At 56.6% G+C, this 15,589-nt stretch carries 18 protein-coding genes and 1 pseudogene; 8 read left to right on the top strand and 11 right to left on the bottom strand.

The features are described from left to right. Window positions 1-134, top strand: a pseudogene (locus tag ACVWYY_RS01500) (RNA-guided endonuclease InsQ/TnpB family protein); the annotation flags it as partial. 187 nt (window positions 135-321) lie between these two features. Next, window positions 322-1,149, top strand: a complete 828-nt coding sequence (locus ACVWYY_RS01495; protein WP_457404030.1) for a DUF1350 family protein — start codon at window positions 322-324, stop codon at window positions 1,147-1,149. On the opposite strand, the gene ACVWYY_RS01490 is transcribed toward ACVWYY_RS01495, so the two are convergent. Continuing rightward, window positions 1,146-1,391, bottom strand: a complete 246-nt coding sequence (locus ACVWYY_RS01490) for a hypothetical protein (protein WP_414419019.1) — start codon at window positions 1,389-1,391, stop codon at window positions 1,146-1,148. The two genes, ACVWYY_RS01495 and ACVWYY_RS01490, sit on opposite strands and share 4 nt — an antisense overlap. A gap of 178 nt (window positions 1,392-1,569) precedes the next feature. Between ACVWYY_RS01490 and ACVWYY_RS01485 the strand changes: the two genes are divergently transcribed. Genes ACVWYY_RS01485 through ACVWYY_RS01475 form a run of 3 tightly spaced genes read left to right on the top strand, consistent with a single transcriptional unit; the run spans window position 1,570 to window position 3,234 of the window. Continuing rightward, window positions 1,570-2,763, top strand: a complete 1,194-nt coding sequence (locus tag ACVWYY_RS01485; protein ID WP_457439374.1) for an RNA-guided endonuclease InsQ/TnpB family protein — start codon at window positions 1,570-1,572, stop codon at window positions 2,761-2,763. Window positions 2,764-2,777: 14 nt separating this feature from the next. Continuing rightward, window positions 2,778-2,945 (top strand): hypothetical protein, encoded by a 168-nt coding sequence (locus ACVWYY_RS01480; RefSeq protein WP_457439372.1) that lies wholly within the window; start codon window positions 2,778-2,780, stop codon window positions 2,943-2,945. A gap of 49 nt (window positions 2,946-2,994) precedes the next feature. Beyond that, window positions 2,995-3,234 (top strand): hypothetical protein, encoded by a 240-nt coding sequence (locus tag ACVWYY_RS01475; protein WP_414390845.1) that lies wholly within the window; start codon window positions 2,995-2,997, stop codon window positions 3,232-3,234. A gap of 114 nt (window positions 3,235-3,348) precedes the next feature. On the opposite strand, the gene ACVWYY_RS01470 is transcribed toward ACVWYY_RS01475, so the two are convergent. The 3 genes from ACVWYY_RS01470 to ACVWYY_RS01460 form a co-directional block, all read right to left on the bottom strand. Further along, window positions 3,349-4,377 carry a hypothetical protein gene (locus ACVWYY_RS01470; protein ID WP_457439370.1) on the bottom strand — a complete coding sequence of 343 codons (1,029 nt, stop codon included), beginning with the start codon at window positions 4,375-4,377 and terminating at the stop codon, window positions 3,349-3,351. 357 nt (window positions 4,378-4,734) lie between these two features. Continuing rightward, window positions 4,735-5,847, bottom strand: a complete 1,113-nt coding sequence (gene ribD / locus ACVWYY_RS01465) for a bifunctional diaminohydroxyphosphoribosylaminopyrimidine deaminase/5-amino-6-(5-phosphoribosylamino)uracil reductase RibD (protein ID WP_457439368.1) — start codon at window positions 5,845-5,847, stop codon at window positions 4,735-4,737. Between the two features lie 26 nt (window positions 5,848-5,873). Then, complete coding sequence (locus ACVWYY_RS01460; protein WP_457439366.1) at window positions 5,874-6,431, bottom strand: hypothetical protein; 558 nt, start codon at window positions 6,429-6,431, stop codon at window positions 5,874-5,876. A gap of 273 nt (window positions 6,432-6,704) precedes the next feature. On the opposite strand from ACVWYY_RS01460, the gene ppc reads away from it, so the two are divergent. Then, window positions 6,705-9,641, top strand: coding sequence for a phosphoenolpyruvate carboxylase (ppc, locus tag ACVWYY_RS01455; RefSeq protein ID WP_457439364.1), 2,937 nt, complete (start codon window positions 6,705-6,707; stop codon window positions 9,639-9,641). A gap of 81 nt (window positions 9,642-9,722) precedes the next feature. Here ppc and ACVWYY_RS01450 read toward each other — a convergent pair whose 3' ends face one another. Beyond that, entirely contained in the window at window positions 9,723-10,526 is an 804-nt protein-coding gene (locus ACVWYY_RS01450) for a Ycf66 family protein (RefSeq protein WP_414408159.1), read from the bottom strand. Between the two features lie 181 nt (window positions 10,527-10,707). Between ACVWYY_RS01450 and ACVWYY_RS01445 the strand changes: the two genes are divergently transcribed. Continuing rightward, complete coding sequence (locus tag ACVWYY_RS01445; protein WP_457439362.1) at window positions 10,708-11,109, top strand: hypothetical protein; 402 nt, start codon at window positions 10,708-10,710, stop codon at window positions 11,107-11,109. A gap of 384 nt (window positions 11,110-11,493) precedes the next feature. Here ACVWYY_RS01445 and aroH read toward each other — a convergent pair whose 3' ends face one another. The 6 genes from aroH to ACVWYY_RS01415 all read right to left on the bottom strand — a co-directional run bounded on the left by aroH (window position 11,494) and on the right by ACVWYY_RS01415 (window position 14,867). Next, a complete protein-coding gene (gene aroH / locus ACVWYY_RS01440) occupies window positions 11,494-11,868 on the bottom strand; it encodes a chorismate mutase (protein WP_414399555.1) in 375 nt (124 codons plus the stop codon). Between the two features lie 103 nt (window positions 11,869-11,971). Further along, window positions 11,972-12,658 carry a V4R domain-containing protein gene (locus ACVWYY_RS01435; protein WP_457439360.1) on the bottom strand — a complete coding sequence of 229 codons (687 nt, stop codon included), beginning with the start codon at window positions 12,656-12,658 and terminating at the stop codon, window positions 11,972-11,974. Between the two features lie 269 nt (window positions 12,659-12,927). Then, on the bottom strand, window positions 12,928-13,386 hold the full coding sequence (locus ACVWYY_RS01430) for a globin family protein (RefSeq protein WP_041436599.1): 459 nt from the start codon (window positions 13,384-13,386) through the stop codon (window positions 12,928-12,930). Window positions 13,387-13,422: 36 nt separating this feature from the next. Beyond that, window positions 13,423-13,674, bottom strand: a complete 252-nt coding sequence (locus tag ACVWYY_RS01425) for a hypothetical protein (RefSeq protein WP_414399553.1) — start codon at window positions 13,672-13,674, stop codon at window positions 13,423-13,425. Beyond that, complete coding sequence (locus tag ACVWYY_RS01420) at window positions 13,671-14,354, bottom strand: V4R domain-containing protein (protein WP_414350926.1); 684 nt, start codon at window positions 14,352-14,354, stop codon at window positions 13,671-13,673. Before ACVWYY_RS01420 ends, ACVWYY_RS01425 begins: the two co-directional genes overlap by 4 nt. Window positions 14,355-14,543: 189 nt before the next feature. After that, entirely contained in the window at window positions 14,544-14,867 is a 324-nt protein-coding gene (locus ACVWYY_RS01415; RefSeq protein WP_457439358.1) for an Hfq-related RNA-binding protein, read from the bottom strand. A gap of 304 nt (window positions 14,868-15,171) precedes the next feature. Between ACVWYY_RS01415 and gvpA the strand changes: the two genes are divergently transcribed. Beyond that, the gene (gene gvpA, locus ACVWYY_RS01410; RefSeq protein WP_011429717.1) at window positions 15,172-15,390 is read left to right on the top strand and encodes a gas vesicle structural protein GvpA; all 219 of its coding nucleotides are present in this window, start codon (window positions 15,172-15,174) and stop codon (window positions 15,388-15,390) included. The last annotated feature ends 199 nt before the right edge of the window (window positions 15,391-15,589 follow it).

Below are 15,589 nucleotides of genomic sequence, written 5' to 3'. Positions count from 1 at the left end.
GGCTACCACGAGATTGGCAAGGCGCTCTGGGTGTTATGCTCAGAGCTTTGCGGGATACCGCCTTTCTGTTCGGAAACGGACAGAATGCTATCGCTGCACCGTTGAGCAGTAATGGTCAGCAGTGTTCAGCGTAAATGTATCAGTTTTGCCTGCTGCATCAGAAGTTAACTGGGGATCCCCTGTCTGGGCAAGATGTCCATTAGGATGAGTTCCAGGGGCTGGCCAGCGCAGGGAACCGGCGTAAAGTGGGCAAAGTGGGATCTGCCGAGCGCTGGGTTATGGGGAAAGCTTCAACAAACTCGCAGGCGAGGTTGCAACACCATGGCACCGACTTGGCAAACGGATGGGCATACTTGGTTCCTTCTGCCCCCTCAACCCCGCGCCGTCGTTCACTTTCTGGGTGGAGCTTTTGTGGGAGCTGCCCCGCAAGTGTTCTACAGCCGCCTGCTGGAAGAACTGGCCCGTATGGGCATGGCCGTTGTTGCTACTCCCTACACCACCGATATCGATCACGCCCAACTGGCGCTCAGCGCAGCCCAATCTTTGCACAGAAGCCTGCAAAGCAAGGGTTTGCTGGAGTTGCCCCTGTTTGGTTTGGGTCATAGCCTGGGCTGTAAGTTGCAGATCCTCTCTTGTCTAGCCGTTCCTTCTCTGGGATCCCAGCGGCGAGGCAATATTTTCCTGGCCTACAGCAATGCCGGGCTAGATCGGGCTTTGCCATTGCTGCGGCTGTTGGCTCAAGCTTGGCCTCAACAACAGCTTGCCGATCTGTGGCGGATGTGGATGGGATCCTCCTCGCCACCTGTGAATCTGTGGTTAGAGTTCGAGCCTTCCCCAGCAGAAACCAACCGCTTAATTGAGGAGCAGTATCCGGTTAGACACAACCTGCTCGTAGAATTTCGACAGGATGATATTGACGACATTCCTCTGCTCTACCAACAGCTTTGCCGCAAGTATCAAGGCCACACCGAGTGGCAGCATCTCGAGGGGGATCACCTCACTCCACTGGGTTTTAGCTATCCTTTCCAAGTCGGGCAAGAGTTCAGCCCCATCGATGCTTTTGGACAGTTGATCTACCAGAACCTACTGGCCCCCAATCACCAGATGATTCGAAGCATTCAAGCCTGGCTAGCAACCCAATTGGCCTAGTCAAGCCAGCTCAAATCGGAGAGCAGATCTTGAGAGTAGGAAGAGGGGGACTGCGCTTGCAGATGAAACAACATCTGCAGGGTATCGCTCATCAAAAAGTAACAGGTCAAGACGCCGCCGGCAGCCACAGCCACCAGTGTCCCTGCCAACATGCGCGAGAACTCCTGACTCTGAAAAGCCTGCTCCATCAAGCGCAGCGCCCAGAATCCCAGGAGGACAACAATGGCAAGGATGATCAACATATCGTAATTTATTGTAACAAGCCTGCTGCTCAACGGCCATTGACAGAATTGAATAAGAACATAGGGACTCCCCTTGTCCCTCATGCTCCATGACTCTGAGTCAGCTAGAAATCGCAGGAGCCCCGCACTGTACCCATAGGGTCAGTGTCGGGAGGAATGCGGAAGTTATGATAGAACCATGACCCACGTCCTGACCGTCTCCTGCAAGCTCAAGGCGTCCCAGTCGCAAGCCGCAAAGTTGGATGCGACAATGGATGCCTTTGTGCAGGCGTTGAACTGGGTCAACCAAAACACACCAGAAAAAGTAGTCAACGCAGTCAAACTCCAGTCCCTTTGCTATTACCAGATTCGCGCTCGGTTTGGCTTGTCCAGTAATCTGGCCCAGCAGGTCTGCAGACGGCTGGCCGGTGCCCGTAAAGTTGCCCGACAGAAAAACCGTCCGGTCAAAGCGTTCAAGAGAGGCTTTGCGACCTACGATGCCCGTATCTTTTCGTTCCGCGAGAAAGACTGGACGGTGTCGCTGACCACGGTGGAGGGTCGGGAGCGCTTTGAGCTGGCGATTGGCCGCTACCAGAGAGAACAGTTGGCAGGCTCCAACCCCAAATCCGCCACTCTGGTCAAGCGTAAAGACGGTTCCTACTCTATTCAGATCTGTGTGGAAGCGGAGCCATCCCCACCGCAACGCACGGGCAGAGTGCTGGGGGTGGACTTGGGGAGGACGGATATTGCCCATACGTCAGACGGGGACAATTGGAATGGACAGCAGTTGAACAGAGTCCGAGACCACTACTCCAAGCTGAGGGCGGCACTCCAACGCAAAGCCAGTAAGGGCACCCGCAGTTGGCGGCGCAGATGCAGAGAACTGTTGCAACGGCTGTCTGGCAAGGAGAGGCGCTTTCAGGCGTGGGTCAATCATCGCATCTCCAAAGCTATTGTCTCTAGGGCAAAGGCGACAAACAGCGCTATTGCTCTGGAAGACTTGACAGGGATCCGGGAAAGGGTCAATCAACAGCCACGCAGCAAAGCCGAACGGCGCAGGGCCAACAGTTGGGCGTTTTATCAACTCCGTCAATTTTTGGAGTACAAGGCTCTGCGTGCGGGGGTTGCTCTGATTCTTGTGCCGCCTGCCTACACGTCGCAGACCTGCCACCGGTGTTTGCACATTCATCCCGACCCTGCGCAATCCTACCGCAGTGGAAAGAAGTTTAAGTGTGGACACTGTGGATGGGAAGGGGATGCGGATTTGAATGGTGCGAATGTGATTGCGCTTTTGGGGGCTGCTGTAAACCAGCCTAGAGGCCCGTGGTTGGCTTGCCAACTGCAGGGCTACCGAAAGCCCGCCCTGTACTGCGAAGCAGTCAGGGTCGGGTAGTTTACGTAGGGCTGTTGCGACGGGAAGTGGATGGGCAGGGGATCACCGACCGGTACCGTCTGGCACCTCTGGGTCGGCAGTTGCTGCAAGATCTGGAGAGGGATGAAGCTTTTGCCGGGATCTCGGCAAGCTGGGCAAACCGCCTGCGCAATAGGCTGACCCGCTGGCGGCTGCTCCCCTGAGGATCCCCTACACTGGATCCAACGTTCAACGCTGCTCCTGAGGTGGGACATGGTACGGCCAAGGTTGATGCGTGCGCCCGGATCCCTGGCACTCCAACGTCCACTCCAAACTTCTTTGCAGCGGCGCAGCCAAGCAATTAACCGGCGCAGCAAATCTATCTACCGCAAAACCCGCTCCCTCTACCGACGCAACTTGCCCCTTTATCTGCGCAATTTGCTGTTGCAATACCGCACCAGCCTTATCTACAACCTCAAAGCCAGGCCTGTCAGCAGAACCCGTCGAGGATAGCAAGCCCCCCTCTGGATCCCAGCACAACAGTCTTCACCCCGTCGGAGTTGGTGATGGAGATTGTCCACCCCCAAGCCTGTGTAACCCCGTAGGAGGGGTACTTCTTGCAGGAGACTATTGGATTGTGAAGCGGCCAACTCCCACCTTCTCGCCGTTGACATGAATCTCGACGCGGTAGCGGCCGGTGTAGGGCTGGCTGAAGCTCAAATAGCCTTGCACCGTGTCGCCGGGATCCCAGGGAACATCTAGCCTGCGGATCAGTTGCTCGCCCCCAGCTTCTCCGCCCTCGTAGTACCAGAGCATCTCCACCTTGGCGTTGGCAGGAAGGTTGCCCACCGGCAAGATGGCCCAGATCAAGGTGTCAGTGGTCTTGAACTCGGTTGTGGCCTCGCCAGGGCTGCCGTCCCCCCGACCTCGGTACAGGCCGATTGTCCTTAGCCCCGCCTCTTTGGGGGTTCCTTGGCTGTAGGCACGGGCATCTGCTTGCGCTTCCTGACCTAGGCGATCCAGCTCGGCCAGCAAATCTTCCTGCTGCTTCAGGGCATCGGTTGCTTCCTGCAGCCACCGGGCGATCTGCCGCTCTGCGGTTGGGGCTTCCGAAACCGGGGAAGAAGGCTGTGCAGCCGCCCCGCTGAGGTTGCGAATGGGAAAACCCTGAGCTGTCCCCACCTCGCTGCCCAGTAAGTTCAGCCAGCGGCTTCGCACTTCGGACGTCATCTCTGGCTTTGCGGCATAGGCAATGCGCACACTGCCGCTTGGGCCTCGGGTGATCCGGCCAATCTCATGTTCCTCAACTCCACTCACCGTTCCACGACAGCCAGCACTGCGAAACTCGTAGAGCACATCTTCTTCGCTCTCCCGATGGAACTCCCAAGTCGTTTGGGGACAGTTGGCCAGGATGTTGTCCCGCATGTGGTTGGCGAGAAAGCGCGGCGATCCCTCGACATGAACGTCCATGACGGAGAGCATTTCTCTCCAAGAGGCCAAGCTCTCTCCGGGCCGTGTGAGAAGGGTTAGAGTAACCCCTTCTAGGACTTGATGATCGGCGAAAACCCACTCCCCTGGATCCCCCTCGATGACGACGTTTCCCGATGGGCTGAGGAAAGCGGATGCAAACAGCAGGCTGGCAAAAAGATTCAACACAATGCCCTTCCTTATCCTGGGATTTGTACTTGAAAATGAGATAGGACGACTTTCAAGCCGCTCACTGGGCAAGCAAAGAAGGGCTGGACAAAGAGGCTAGAGTCTTCGTCGTTGCCGTTTGCAAGGCTCACCTTAGGAAAATCTCGATAGATCCCTACAGCTTGATTTTGCTGACCTTACCAAAACGTCAATTGACCCCCCCAAAACATTGACCAGCCTAGCACAATTGAGCTCAATTCTGAACCCCACTTTGCAGAAATGCCGTGTTTTTCTGATGAGTATATCCATTTACATTGAAAAGACAGCAGCCTGTTCGTTCAGAAACCTCATGGCAATTGAAAGCTGGTTACTGGCTGGTTACTGTAGTAAGTCACTGTGGCCAACTGAAGAGGAGATCTTTCCGATGATCAACCAGTTATCCCCCAAGGTCTCCAGCCGCGGCTCCACCAGTTGCCAGCTTTGGTTGACATCAGGGATCCCCTCGCCTGCTACCGGGGTTGGCGCATCGGCTCCCCCCAGGATCTTGGGAGCGATAAAGGCGGCTACTTTCTGGATCGCCCCATCTTTGAGGGCTGCCCAGGCCAGCGTACCCCCGCATTCCCAGAGGGCACTTAGACACCCCCGCTGAAAGAGCACTTGTGCCGCCCGCGAGGGGGTTACTTGGGGCAGATGCAGCAGCTCCACCCCCTGCTTGGCCAGGGATCCCCACAAAGGATGGGTTGCCACAGCTTCCGTGATCACCAATGTCGGCGCTTCTTCCACCTGCCACAGATGGGCAGAAGGGGGCAGGTTCAGAGAACGGCTGAGAACAACCCGCAACGGCTGGGATCCCTGCAACTCCGCCAGGCGACAGGTGAGGCGCGGATTATCCTGCCAAACGGTTCGGGATCCCACAATCACCGCATCGTGCCAGGCCCGCTGTTGGTGAACCCATTGCCGCGCCAGAGGGTTGCTGATCCAGCGGCTGTGGCCGGTGGCGGCGGCGCTCTTGCCATCCAGGGTCATGGCGTATTTCAGCAGGCCGAAACACTGTTGCCGCACAATGGCGAAGGCAAACCCCTCGTTCAGCTCCTGGCACTCCCGCTCCAGCACTCCCACCGTCACGTCGATCCCCGCCTCCTGCAGGCGTCGGATCCCTTTGCCAGCCACCAAGGGATTGGGATCCTGCATCCCCACCACAACCCGCCGGATCCCGGCAGCTAGGATGGCCTCGGTACAGGGAGGGGTACGGCCATAGTGGTTGCAGGGCTCCAGGTTGACGTAGAGCGTTGCCCCTCTGGCCAGGGATCCCGCCTGTTGCAGAGCCAACACCTCGGCATGAGGCTGCCCTGCCCCCGGATGAATGCCTTCTCCCACCACCCGATCCTCCTGCACGATCACGCAGCCCACCCGTGGATTGGGAGAGGGACGCTGAGGTGTGGAACGGGCCAGGGATAGACACCGTTCCATCCACTGCTGATCCGAAATCATAAAATGGGCATCCGCTCCAGAGCGGCTCAAGCCGGTGACAAGGCTGCCAACTTGCGGTTGAAAGCTGCAATTGCCTTGGATTCTAGCTCTGCCACCTGCAATGCGTAGTCGCGGGCGCGGGCCTTTTGTTCGTTGCTGACAATCTCTCCCGAACGCAGGCGATCCAACAAATCTGAGGGATCCAACACCTCATCCATCGGGAAGCGGCCCAGATGAATCATGATCGGCAGGCATATTCTTCGCCAAGAATCAGAGCGGAAGTGAGCGTGGGTGATTCCCTCTCTCCCAGCTTGAGGGTGGGACGAGCCTTGCGGCCAACCACCACCTGGCGATGGGTCTCGATCACTGCTCTGGCCCGTCCAGATCTTGATCTTGATTTTTCCAATCCACAGCCAGCCTAAGGCGGTGGGCGATGAAATCCGCAGTGGCGATGTAGAGCAGAGAAGGATCAAAGCATAAACCCGCGTCTGGGCAGTTGACGCCACCGTTGCACAAAACGCCGGGAAGGTGATCCCCGCCTCCACCACCGTGGTCACCCCTGAGCGGATCCCCGCCTCATCCGCCGGCAGACAAAAATCCCCCACCGACGTGAAAACCCAGTTGCCCGATTTTGTCCAATCCCTGGTCGGGATCCAGCAGATGTGCGTTGATAAACAGGGTGGCAGCCACCAGAACTCCTTCCCGCAAAGCGTTAGACCGGCACTCTCGGAAAGTAAAACACTTTTTTCTTGCAATTTGTAGGCTCAACTACAAAATCCGACGCGGAGAAGACCGCAATCTGAGCGTGATACCTGCTACATCTGCCGTTTCGACAAACAGGCTCTAATATTGGGATGGTTATTCTAGGAGCTGCCTTCATGACCTCTTCCCCCCACCTGACCGCTGCAGAGGGGGCAGCGGGTTCTGCCAACGGGCTGAAGGAGGCATCCCTGTTTGGGGAACGGGATCCCTTGGCCCATTCCCTTCAAGTCAACGAAGCCTTCAACCGCAGGAACAACCTGTTGAACCGTCGCCTGCAATTGGTGGAAGAACTCTGGGAATCGGTGATCCTGCAGGAGTGCGGTCAGTCTCTGGTGGATCTGTTGCAGCGACTGCGTTCCATGTGTTCCCCAGAAGGACAAGCCCTGGAGTACCCGATCCCAGAGGTACTACAAATTATCGAGTACCTCAGCCTCGACGCCACCATCCAAACGGCACGGGCCTTTGCCCTCTTCTTCCAGTTGATCAACATTGTTGAACAGCACTACGAACGGGCAGAAGACTCGGACATGCGCATGGTGGATAGCCAACAACGTACCGTGCGAGAAAACGAAAAATTTGAACGGCTGTTCCCTTACCTGCGGGCTCAAGGGGTGCCGCCGGGCCTACTGCGCAGATTGCTGGAGCAGTTGCACATTCGCATGGTCTTTACCGCCCACCCCACCGAGATCGTCCGCCACACCATCCGCGAGAAGCAACGAGCTTTCTCTCGCTTGCTCAGCCAACTGGATTGGGCAGAACAAACCCAGCCTTTGCAGGCCCAGATGATAAAAGAACAGATGGCGGAAGAAGTCTTGCTTTGGTGGCGTACCGACGAGTTGCATCAGTTCAAGCCGACTGTTTTGAACGAAGTCGATTACACTTTGCACTATTTTGAAGAGGTGTTGTTTCAGGCCATCCCCCTGCTGCACGAGTACCTCAGCCGCAGCCTGAAAAAAGCTTTTCCCAGCGTCGAGCCACCGCCGGCAGGATTTTGCAACTTCGGCTCGTGGGTAGGCGGGGATCGGGATGGCAACCCTTCCGTCACCGCCGATGTTACCTGGCAAACGGCTCGCTATCAGCGCAACCTCATCCTGGGCAAGTACATCGAATCGGTGAAGGCTCTCACCAAAACCCTGAGCATTTCCCTGCACTGGGGGGATGTGGACAGCCAACTGCTGGATGCCCTTGAGCAGGATCACCGCCTCATGCCTGAGGTTTACGAATCGTTTTCGCTGCAATACCGCCAAGAGCCCTACCGCCTCAAGCTCAGCTACATTCAGCGGCGGCTGGAGTTGACGCGGGAGCGCAACCGCAACTTGGCCGACTCCGCTTGTTTGCCCACCCCTCCCCCTGTGGACAACGCCTATGCCAACGCGGAAGAATTCCTGGCCGACTTGCAGCTTATCCAGAAAAGCTTGAAAAACAGCGGCCTTTCCTGCCGTCAGTTGGATCATCTCATTCAACAGGTACAGGTGTTTGGCTTTCACCTGGCCCATCTGGATATCCGCCAAGACAGCAGCTACCACGAAGCCGCTCTCACGGAGATTTTCGAGTACTTGCGCATTTTGCCGCGTCCCTACAACGAGATGACGGAAGAGGAAAAAACCGCCTTTCTCCTGCAGGAGCTACAAACCCGTCGGCCTCTGATACCGCTGGAGATCGCCTTTTCCGAGAAAACGGCAGAGCTGATCGCCACCTTTCGCACCCTGCGCCGCCTGCAGCAGGAATTCGGCTTGGCCATTTGCCAAACCTATGTAATCAGCATGAGCCGCCAGTTAAGCGACCTGTTGGAGGTGCTGCTGATGGCCAAGGAGGTGGGTCTCTACGATCCCATCAGTGGTCGCGGATCCCTGGCGGTGGTGCCGCTGTTTGAGACCGTCGAAGACCTGAAGCGGGCCCCGGAAGTTTTGCGGCAGTTGCTGGAGATCCCTTTCTATCGCCAGTACTTGGCTCAGCAGGGAAATCTGCAGGAGGTGATGCTGGGCTACTCCGACAGCAACAAAGATTCCGGCTTTTTGAGCAGCAACTGGGAGATTTACAAAGCTCAACAACGCCTGCAGACGGTGGCCGAATCCTACGGGGTGAAGCTGCAGATCTTCCATGGCCGGGGCGGTTCGGTGGGCCGTGGGGGGGGCCCGGCTTACGAGGCCATCTTGGCTCAGCCAGGGCGCAGTGTGGGGGGCCGCATCAAAATTACCGAACAGGGAGAGGTGTTGGCCTCCAAGTATTCCCTCCAGGATCTGGCCATTTTTAACCTGGAAACCGTCACCAGCGCCGTGATCCAGGCCAGCCTACTGCGCACCTACCCCAACGATCTGCACGAGTGGTCGCGCCTGATGGAATCCTTGGCGGAGCGCTCCCGGCAGGTGTACCGTAACCTGGTCTACGAGCAGGAGGGCTTTGTGGAGTTTTTCCACGAGGTCACCCCCATTGAAGAGATCAGCCAACTGCAGATCAGCTCCCGTCCCGCCCGCCGCAGCGGTAGCCAAAAAGACATCGGATCCCTGCGGGCCATTCCCTGGGTATTCAGTTGGACGCAAAGCCGCTTTCTCTTGCCGGCCTGGTATGGGGTTGGCACCGCCCTACAAGAATACGTGGCCAGGGGCGAGCACAACCTCAACCACCTGCAGCACCTCTATCGCGAATGGCCTTTCTTCCGCATGGTGATCTCCAAAGTGGAGATGACTCTGGCCAAAGTGGATCTGCAAATAGCGCGTCACTACGTGCGGGAGATGAGCTCTCCAGAGCGTCTAGAGCGGGCGATGGAGCTGTTTGAGTGTATTGCCCAAGAAATGCACCGTACTCGCACAATAGTGTTGCAGATTACGGGCCACAGGGAACTGTTGGAGAACGACCCTTATTTGAAGCGCTCGGTGCAGTTGCGCAACCGCTCTATTGTGCCCTTGGGCTTTATTCAAGTCTCTCTCCTCAAGCGCCTGCGGGAGCGTCAGGGATCCCGCACCGGACGAACACGCTACGACCGAGCTGAACTTCTGCGTGGGGCTCTGCTCACCATCAACGGCATTGCCGCCGGGATGCGCAACACGGGCTGAGGGATCCAACCGGATTCACCACACCTCCCAAGCAAGGCTGGCGCTGTCCCTATTGAGTTTCAGAGCAGTGTCGAGAGCTTATCAGAACAGATCGTCATCGTACTCTTCTGGCTCCACTTCTACTGGCTCTACTTCGACAACGCGGCGGGAAGGACGGCGGGGAGGTTCATCCGCGTAGCTTTCCCCTTGGTCTTGGGGCAGCCGTGGGGGACGGCGGCGGGTAGCTGTACCTGTGCTGCGCTCTTCCTGCACATCCACATCCTCTGGATACTCTCCGGCAGGGCGACGGGGGCGACGGGCCTCTGGCGGCGGAGCCGGCTCATCGTAGTCGGTGTCCTGACGCGGGCGGGATCCTGGTTCCTCGTAATACTCATCCCCTTCGGGTCGGCGGCGTGGACGCACACGGGTATCGCCGGTCAGTTGGGGCCTGGGGCGACGGCTAGGATCTTCACCACTGCGCCCAGGAATGGAGCGACTGTAAGAGGATGTATCGCGGATACGGGATCCCTCGGCTCGAGTGGAAACCGTGCGTCCTTGGGCATAGCCATCCGGGGGATAGGTGCGGCTGAAGCCTTGCCGCCGAACGGTCGGACGAGCCCCGCCCACCTGCCGTGCTTTTTCGCTTAAGAGAATCCGCAAACGGAAGGTTTCGATGGCAAACCAGCCGGCCATCACCGCCAGCAACACCTGCGCAAAGAACAGCAACGGGATGAGCCGCTGACCTTCCAAGAGCAAGCAGACGGAATAGATCAGGCCCATCGTGGCAAAAATCACGTCGTACTCAGCGGAGGCCTCTCGCTTGATGAACCGAACCGCGAAGATGGCTCCACTGGCAATCGCCACCAGCGCTGCCATCAAAAAGTAGGGGCTTTGGGTGAGAAACATGCCAGGGATCCCTAAACGATGAAGACGGGAGAGCGTTGAGCCTTACCCATTCCACCGCCGATCCTAACATTGATCCTCCCAATGGCACGGACAACGAAGCCCAGGTTTGGGTCTAGGGACGGGATCCCTCTTGAACAAAAGGGATCGGTGCTAAAATCGGCAGCATCTTCCTGCATGTTCCATGCTGTATCTGGCACGGGTACACAAAAAAAGTCTCTTCGGCCAGGGGGAGCTGCAGCTCTTGGCCCGGCAGGCCGAGGACGGGGTTTGGATGCCGCTGCGCCAGCCAGAAGGGGTCACCTGCAAAGAGGTTGGCCCTTACAACATTGGGGTGTTGCTGCTGGTTGAGCTTTCGGAAGAGCGGCAGGTACGGCGGGTGGAAGAGGCAGCCATGAAGCTGGTGGAGATGTTGCACAACCTATCCCGAACCCACAGTCTGGTGGATCTGTCGGAGATTGAAAGCTGGCGGCAATCCTTGACTCGGCAAAGCCAAGAGCTGAGCCGTCGCGAAGCAGAGGTGGCCGCTCGCCAAGAGCAACTGCAACAGTGGGAAAACCGTCTGCGAGAAAAGCTGTCTCCTTGAGCTCTCAGATCTACTCTTATCTTAAGTAGAGTCATTTTAAGCTAATTGAGAAGCCCCCCAAGTGCTCTGTGCCGCTGCCATCACCCCATCTCCCAAAAAGAAAGGGGAGCTGGATGGAAATGTTTCATACCTGTTTAAAATGACTGTAAGTCCAAGTAAGTCTATGAGTGAATCTGGATGTTCTGCGCCTTCCCAAATCAGTAGTGATACGACCCGGATCAACTTGAGTTAAGCCATTCTTTTCCCCCAGAATAAGCGGGGCAAATCGGGGATCCATCATGCCCCATGTTGCCCATGGCAACAGACTGTCCCACCTCCATTGTAGAAATCCCCCGACTTTAGTCGGTGAGAGTGTCAACCCTGCGCTGGTGCTGTATGGATCGATCAAACAGTGCTGAGATCTGGCCTTAACTCGCGGGCACCTCGCAGATAAACATGCTGCATATCAGCTTGGGCAAGGGGAGTATTCAACTGGATCAAAACACGAATACAACGGGGTAAGTCGCCGCTCACCTCCATCTGTTGCACATCCAACAGAGGCACCGACTCCCAACCGGGGCGACGACGAGCAAACTGGGCGGGAAAAGCTGCATTTAAATCAGGGGTAACGGAAAAAATAACGCTGACTAGTTCAGCCGGATCGAGGGCGTTGCGGTGCTCTAGCGTATCCAGCAGCTCAGTCACCGCCGCGCCAATGGCCTCGGCACTGTTTGTAGGTACGGTGATGGCTCCCCGAATTGCTCTGACTCGCCACCCCAATGGCCACACCCTCGCGCGCTTGAGCTCGCCTTGCTTCCAGAAAATTATACAGACTCATCTCTACTGGGATCCCATCCCTCTGGGGAAAACCAGCCCCCATCGCCTAGCTGGGCTGCAGGAGCTTTTCCAGGATCTGCTCGTGGCTGAGGCCGGAGTCCACCCAGGCTTCTCCCTCTTTGAGGCGGGCGGCAGCGGTCACGACAAACAAATTGCTCTCTGCTCCCAAAGCCTCGCTGGCAGTTTGCACGCAGAGCAAATCCTGGCCGGTTAGCTGGCTAAACCAGGTGGCCAACAGCCCTGCCTCCAAAAAGCCCATCGGACGCTTGAAATGGGGAGGGGTGACAGCAGCGAAGGGAGAATTGCGAATCGACACCACCAGGACTCCCTGATCTTTGTAAGTCCAGTCGATCTCGATCAATCCCCAGCCATGAGCTTTCCAGGCTTGTCTCAGACTTTGCAGGAAAAGGCCCATCTCCAGCTCGGCCAAAGGCTTCTGGTAGTAGTCGGAGAGTTCTTGGGCAAAACGGCGGAAAAACTCCTTGCCCCACATCCGACCACAGTTGCGCAATACCAAACGAGCAGCCTGGCCGGTCTCGTATTCCAGGCCCGTGTAGATGCCCCGCAGCAATGCTTCTGGAAGGGCCAAGAGACGTTCACCGTGGCGACTTTCCAGTAAGCCCGATTCCAAATCGCTTCGCAGATAAGCGCTGGGTGTGTAGTAGTTGGCCAAAACAGGCGTATAGGGATCGAAGTTGACTGAGCCATTGGAGATAGAGCTGGTGCCGGTCATAAGGGATCCCCTGGTTATCCAATCCAAGTCGTTATTGAGCTCTAAGCATCCAAATAGGAGCAGGGTGCAGTTGACAGTTCGTTGGTTGTTGAGCTGGGAGAACGGTTGTTTACGCTCCAAATCTTATGGCGATCCCTCCAGCAATTGAATACCCCTTGGGCAGATTTACTACAACGCTAACATTAACTCCAACGACACTGAAGTCTCCGGCTAGTTGAGATAGAGCGCTCTAGCACCGAAAAATGCAAAAAGCAAAAAAGTATCTAGCTCTAAAACAGCAAGGCCACCTGTACCTGGGTGATCAAAGGGCGGATAAACTCCAACTCTCCAGGGGCCAGATGGTCTCTCAGCTCTTGCTGGAAAATCCGATAGGCAACCTCATAAACCCTCTGCAGTCCGTACAGGCGCACCTCTTCCTCCATCCACTCGAGCAGCCGCTCCTTCAGGAGGTTTTCGTCCTGCAGCAACATGGCCATAGCGCTGTGACGCAGCAGCAACAGCAGGTGTCGCCGGCACAGATCCAACACTTGGGGAGAAAGGTCGGGCATCTCCTTTTGCAGGGCATCTAGGGTTTTGCTCACCACCTGGCTCTCCCGTTCCCGCAACACTCGGTACACATGTTGTCGTTTTGGCCAGCCGAGAACATAGGCCTTCAGATGCTCCAGCTCCTCTGGCTTGAGGTAGCGGGCTTCCGACTCGATCAGCATCTGCTCCAAGGGGCTTACCATCTCGCTTCTTCCGGATGTCAGTGGGTGCTAGGAGACTCAAAACAAGCTGAACAGATCTGCCAAGGTGATCTGTTCTTCTGCCGGCTCGGGTTCTGGTGCTGCCGACAGGGATCCCAGAGAATGCGCGGCCAAACTCAGGGGATCCCCCGCCCAGGGGATGGAACCAAAATGCTCCCGCACTTGCAGAAAAGGCATTGGCAGAGAGCGCATCTGTAGGGGGCGGTTATCCCAATTTAGACGGGCAAAAAAGCTCTGCACCGAATCTTCTAAAGCAATCTTCCAGGTCATGCCTTGGCTACTCCCTGGCCTGAACGCAATTTTTGGGCAATTTCGCTGGCACTGGCCCCTTCGTTTAGCCAGAAGGCAGCCGCATCGATGCGATCTTTGCTGCCGAGCAAAAACTTGCAGTAGCTTTCTCCCATGGAGTAGCACTGGATCTCGATGCAGTTCAGTTGCCGTTCCACCATGGTGCTAAAAAAGCCGGCAAACAATCCGGCGTAAAGATGACAGACAGGTTTGCCCACATCCCCCAGGGTGCGGGCCACGGCGGAGTCAAAGAGGTTGATGAAAATAAACCCTTGCCGCCGACTCTCGGTTTCTACCTCCCAGCGCCCCCATCCTTGCGAGGTCAGAGGCCACCACCAGGTTTCCAAGAGAAACATGAGATTACTCTGCTTGGGCTGGCGCCGATATTCCTCCTCAAACCAGCGGGAAAAATGGAGGGCATCGTTGCGTCCCCACTCTCGGCCAATGGTGTACATCAGAGAAGCCGAGGCATCTCCCACTTCTTCCTCCAGGCCCTGCTGTAAACCCAGGATAAAGTCTTCGCTCACCAAGACATTGCGGGCGCCCGTCCAGTCCACAAGGGATCCCTGGGAGAGGTCAAAGCGAAAAAAGTCTTCGCGGCTGTAGTGGTTATGCCGTTGGGCGGCGGGCTGAAGCGGTATCTCAATGGGGGAGGTCGTCATGGTTGGGTGAGGAGAGAGCACGTTTTTTAACACTCCTTATCATACCCTTCTTAACTGGCATGTTTACCTAGAGACCTAGAGACGACCACCCTCAAAGCGAGGCAGAAAAGTCTTGAGTTGTTATAAAGAAAAGAGTTGTAAAGATTTGTTCAAGAATGGGGAAGAAGAGCCGTAGAGGGATCTGGAGCACTACTGAGATCGGGGCCTGACCTTGACAAAAGCAATGGCAGACCGCCACAGCAGCGACTCCCGCCCCTCGGCATCGGCTAAACAGAGGCAATCGGGATCCTGCCAGCGCAACTGGCCGACGAAGACATCTCCGGTATTGAGTTTGACCTCGAGGGTTTCCCGATCCTTGATGACCTTCTGCAGGCGACGCACGCTCGGGATCCCGGTGTTGAAATCGGTCACGACAGCCCTATCAGCCAGCGAGAAACGGTATGTCAGCAAGCCCACTGCCCCCAGTATAGGGGATCCCTGCCGCTTCCCACTGCCCCTCCACCACACTTCCACAACTTGGGCTCAAAACTCGCCCTCATCTTTGCCCATTTTTTCTGCTGGCGAGTACTATGTAGGGGGGATGGCGCTTAGAAAAGCGGTAAACCTTTCGAGTTCGCCGTCTTTTTTAAGCGAATCTACGGGTGTTCTCCCCGAAAAAAGCCAGCACAATAGGGCTAGGGTGATAGAGGGTGCGGCTGTCGCCCTAGGGAAGGTGAATCCTCAGCTGGGATCCCTTCTACATGCCATTTTGCCGCCGAGTTGTCTGTCCTTTTCAACCCTCATCAGTATCAGCAGTATCAGTGCAGGAGAGATCGTTATGGCAGTAGAGAAAGTGAACTCCTCGTCCAGCTTGGCCGAAGTGATCGATCGCATCTTGGATAAAGGTATCGTGGTCGATGCCTGGGTGCGGGTTTCTTTGGTTGGGATCGAGCTGTTGGCCATTGAAGCCCGCGTCGTTGTGGCTTCTGTGGAAACCTACCTGAAGTACGCTGAGGCTGTGGGTCTGACGGCTACTGCTGCTGCCCCTGCCGTCTAAATCTGGCCCAATCACTCAATCCCCTTGCCTTCAATACCGTGATGGTTTGACTGGTCATGGGTCTTGGGCGGGGGTCTGGAGCTGGCCGCTGTGAAGGCTCTCGGAAAGCGAGGCAGGGATCCACCTCTGGTCTCTGCCTTGCTCTCATGGGTTTCGTTCAGGGATCGAGTCTTGCAGACGTGTTGGGCTGCAGACTGGC

The sequence above is a fragment of the Thermostichus sp. MS-CIW-34 genome (assembly GCF_054060435.1).
Note: the sequence above shows the minus strand (reverse complement) of the source record. Positions and strands in the feature narration are given on the sequence as shown.

What these genes read in the sequence shown, in the direction of transcription:
- ACVWYY_RS01495 (WP_457404030.1), top strand. Translation starts at nt 322, where the DNA reads ATGGCACCGACTTGGCAAACGGATGGGCATACTTGGTTCCTTCTGCCC.
- ACVWYY_RS01490 (WP_414419019.1), bottom strand. Translation starts at nt 1,391, where the DNA reads ATGTTGATCATCCTTGCCATTGTTGTCCTCCTGGGATTCTGGGCGCTG.
- ACVWYY_RS01485 (WP_457439374.1), top strand. Translation starts at nt 1,570, where the DNA reads ATGACCCACGTCCTGACCGTCTCCTGCAAGCTCAAGGCGTCCCAGTCG.
- ACVWYY_RS01475 (WP_414390845.1), top strand. Translation starts at nt 2,995, where the DNA reads ATGGTACGGCCAAGGTTGATGCGTGCGCCCGGATCCCTGGCACTCCAA.
- ribD (WP_457439368.1), bottom strand. Translation starts at nt 5,847, where the DNA reads ATGATTTCGGATCAGCAGTGGATGGAACGGTGTCTATCCCTGGCCCGT.
- ppc (WP_457439364.1), top strand. Translation starts at nt 6,705, where the DNA reads ATGACCTCTTCCCCCCACCTGACCGCTGCAGAGGGGGCAGCGGGTTCT.
- ACVWYY_RS01450 (WP_414408159.1), bottom strand. Translation starts at nt 10,526, where the DNA reads ATGTTTCTCACCCAAAGCCCCTACTTTTTGATGGCAGCGCTGGTGGCG.
- ACVWYY_RS01445 (WP_457439362.1), top strand. Translation starts at nt 10,708, where the DNA reads ATGCTGTATCTGGCACGGGTACACAAAAAAAGTCTCTTCGGCCAGGGG.
- ACVWYY_RS01435 (WP_457439360.1), bottom strand. Translation starts at nt 12,658, where the DNA reads ATGACCGGCACCAGCTCTATCTCCAATGGCTCAGTCAACTTCGATCCC.
- ACVWYY_RS01430 (WP_041436599.1), bottom strand. Translation starts at nt 13,386, where the DNA reads ATGGTAAGCCCCTTGGAGCAGATGCTGATCGAGTCGGAAGCCCGCTAC.
- ACVWYY_RS01425 (WP_414399553.1), bottom strand. Translation starts at nt 13,674, where the DNA reads ATGACCTGGAAGATTGCTTTAGAAGATTCGGTGCAGAGCTTTTTTGCC.
- ACVWYY_RS01420 (WP_414350926.1), bottom strand. Translation starts at nt 14,354, where the DNA reads ATGACGACCTCCCCCATTGAGATACCGCTTCAGCCCGCCGCCCAACGG.
- gvpA (WP_011429717.1), top strand. Translation starts at nt 15,172, where the DNA reads ATGGCAGTAGAGAAAGTGAACTCCTCGTCCAGCTTGGCCGAAGTGATC.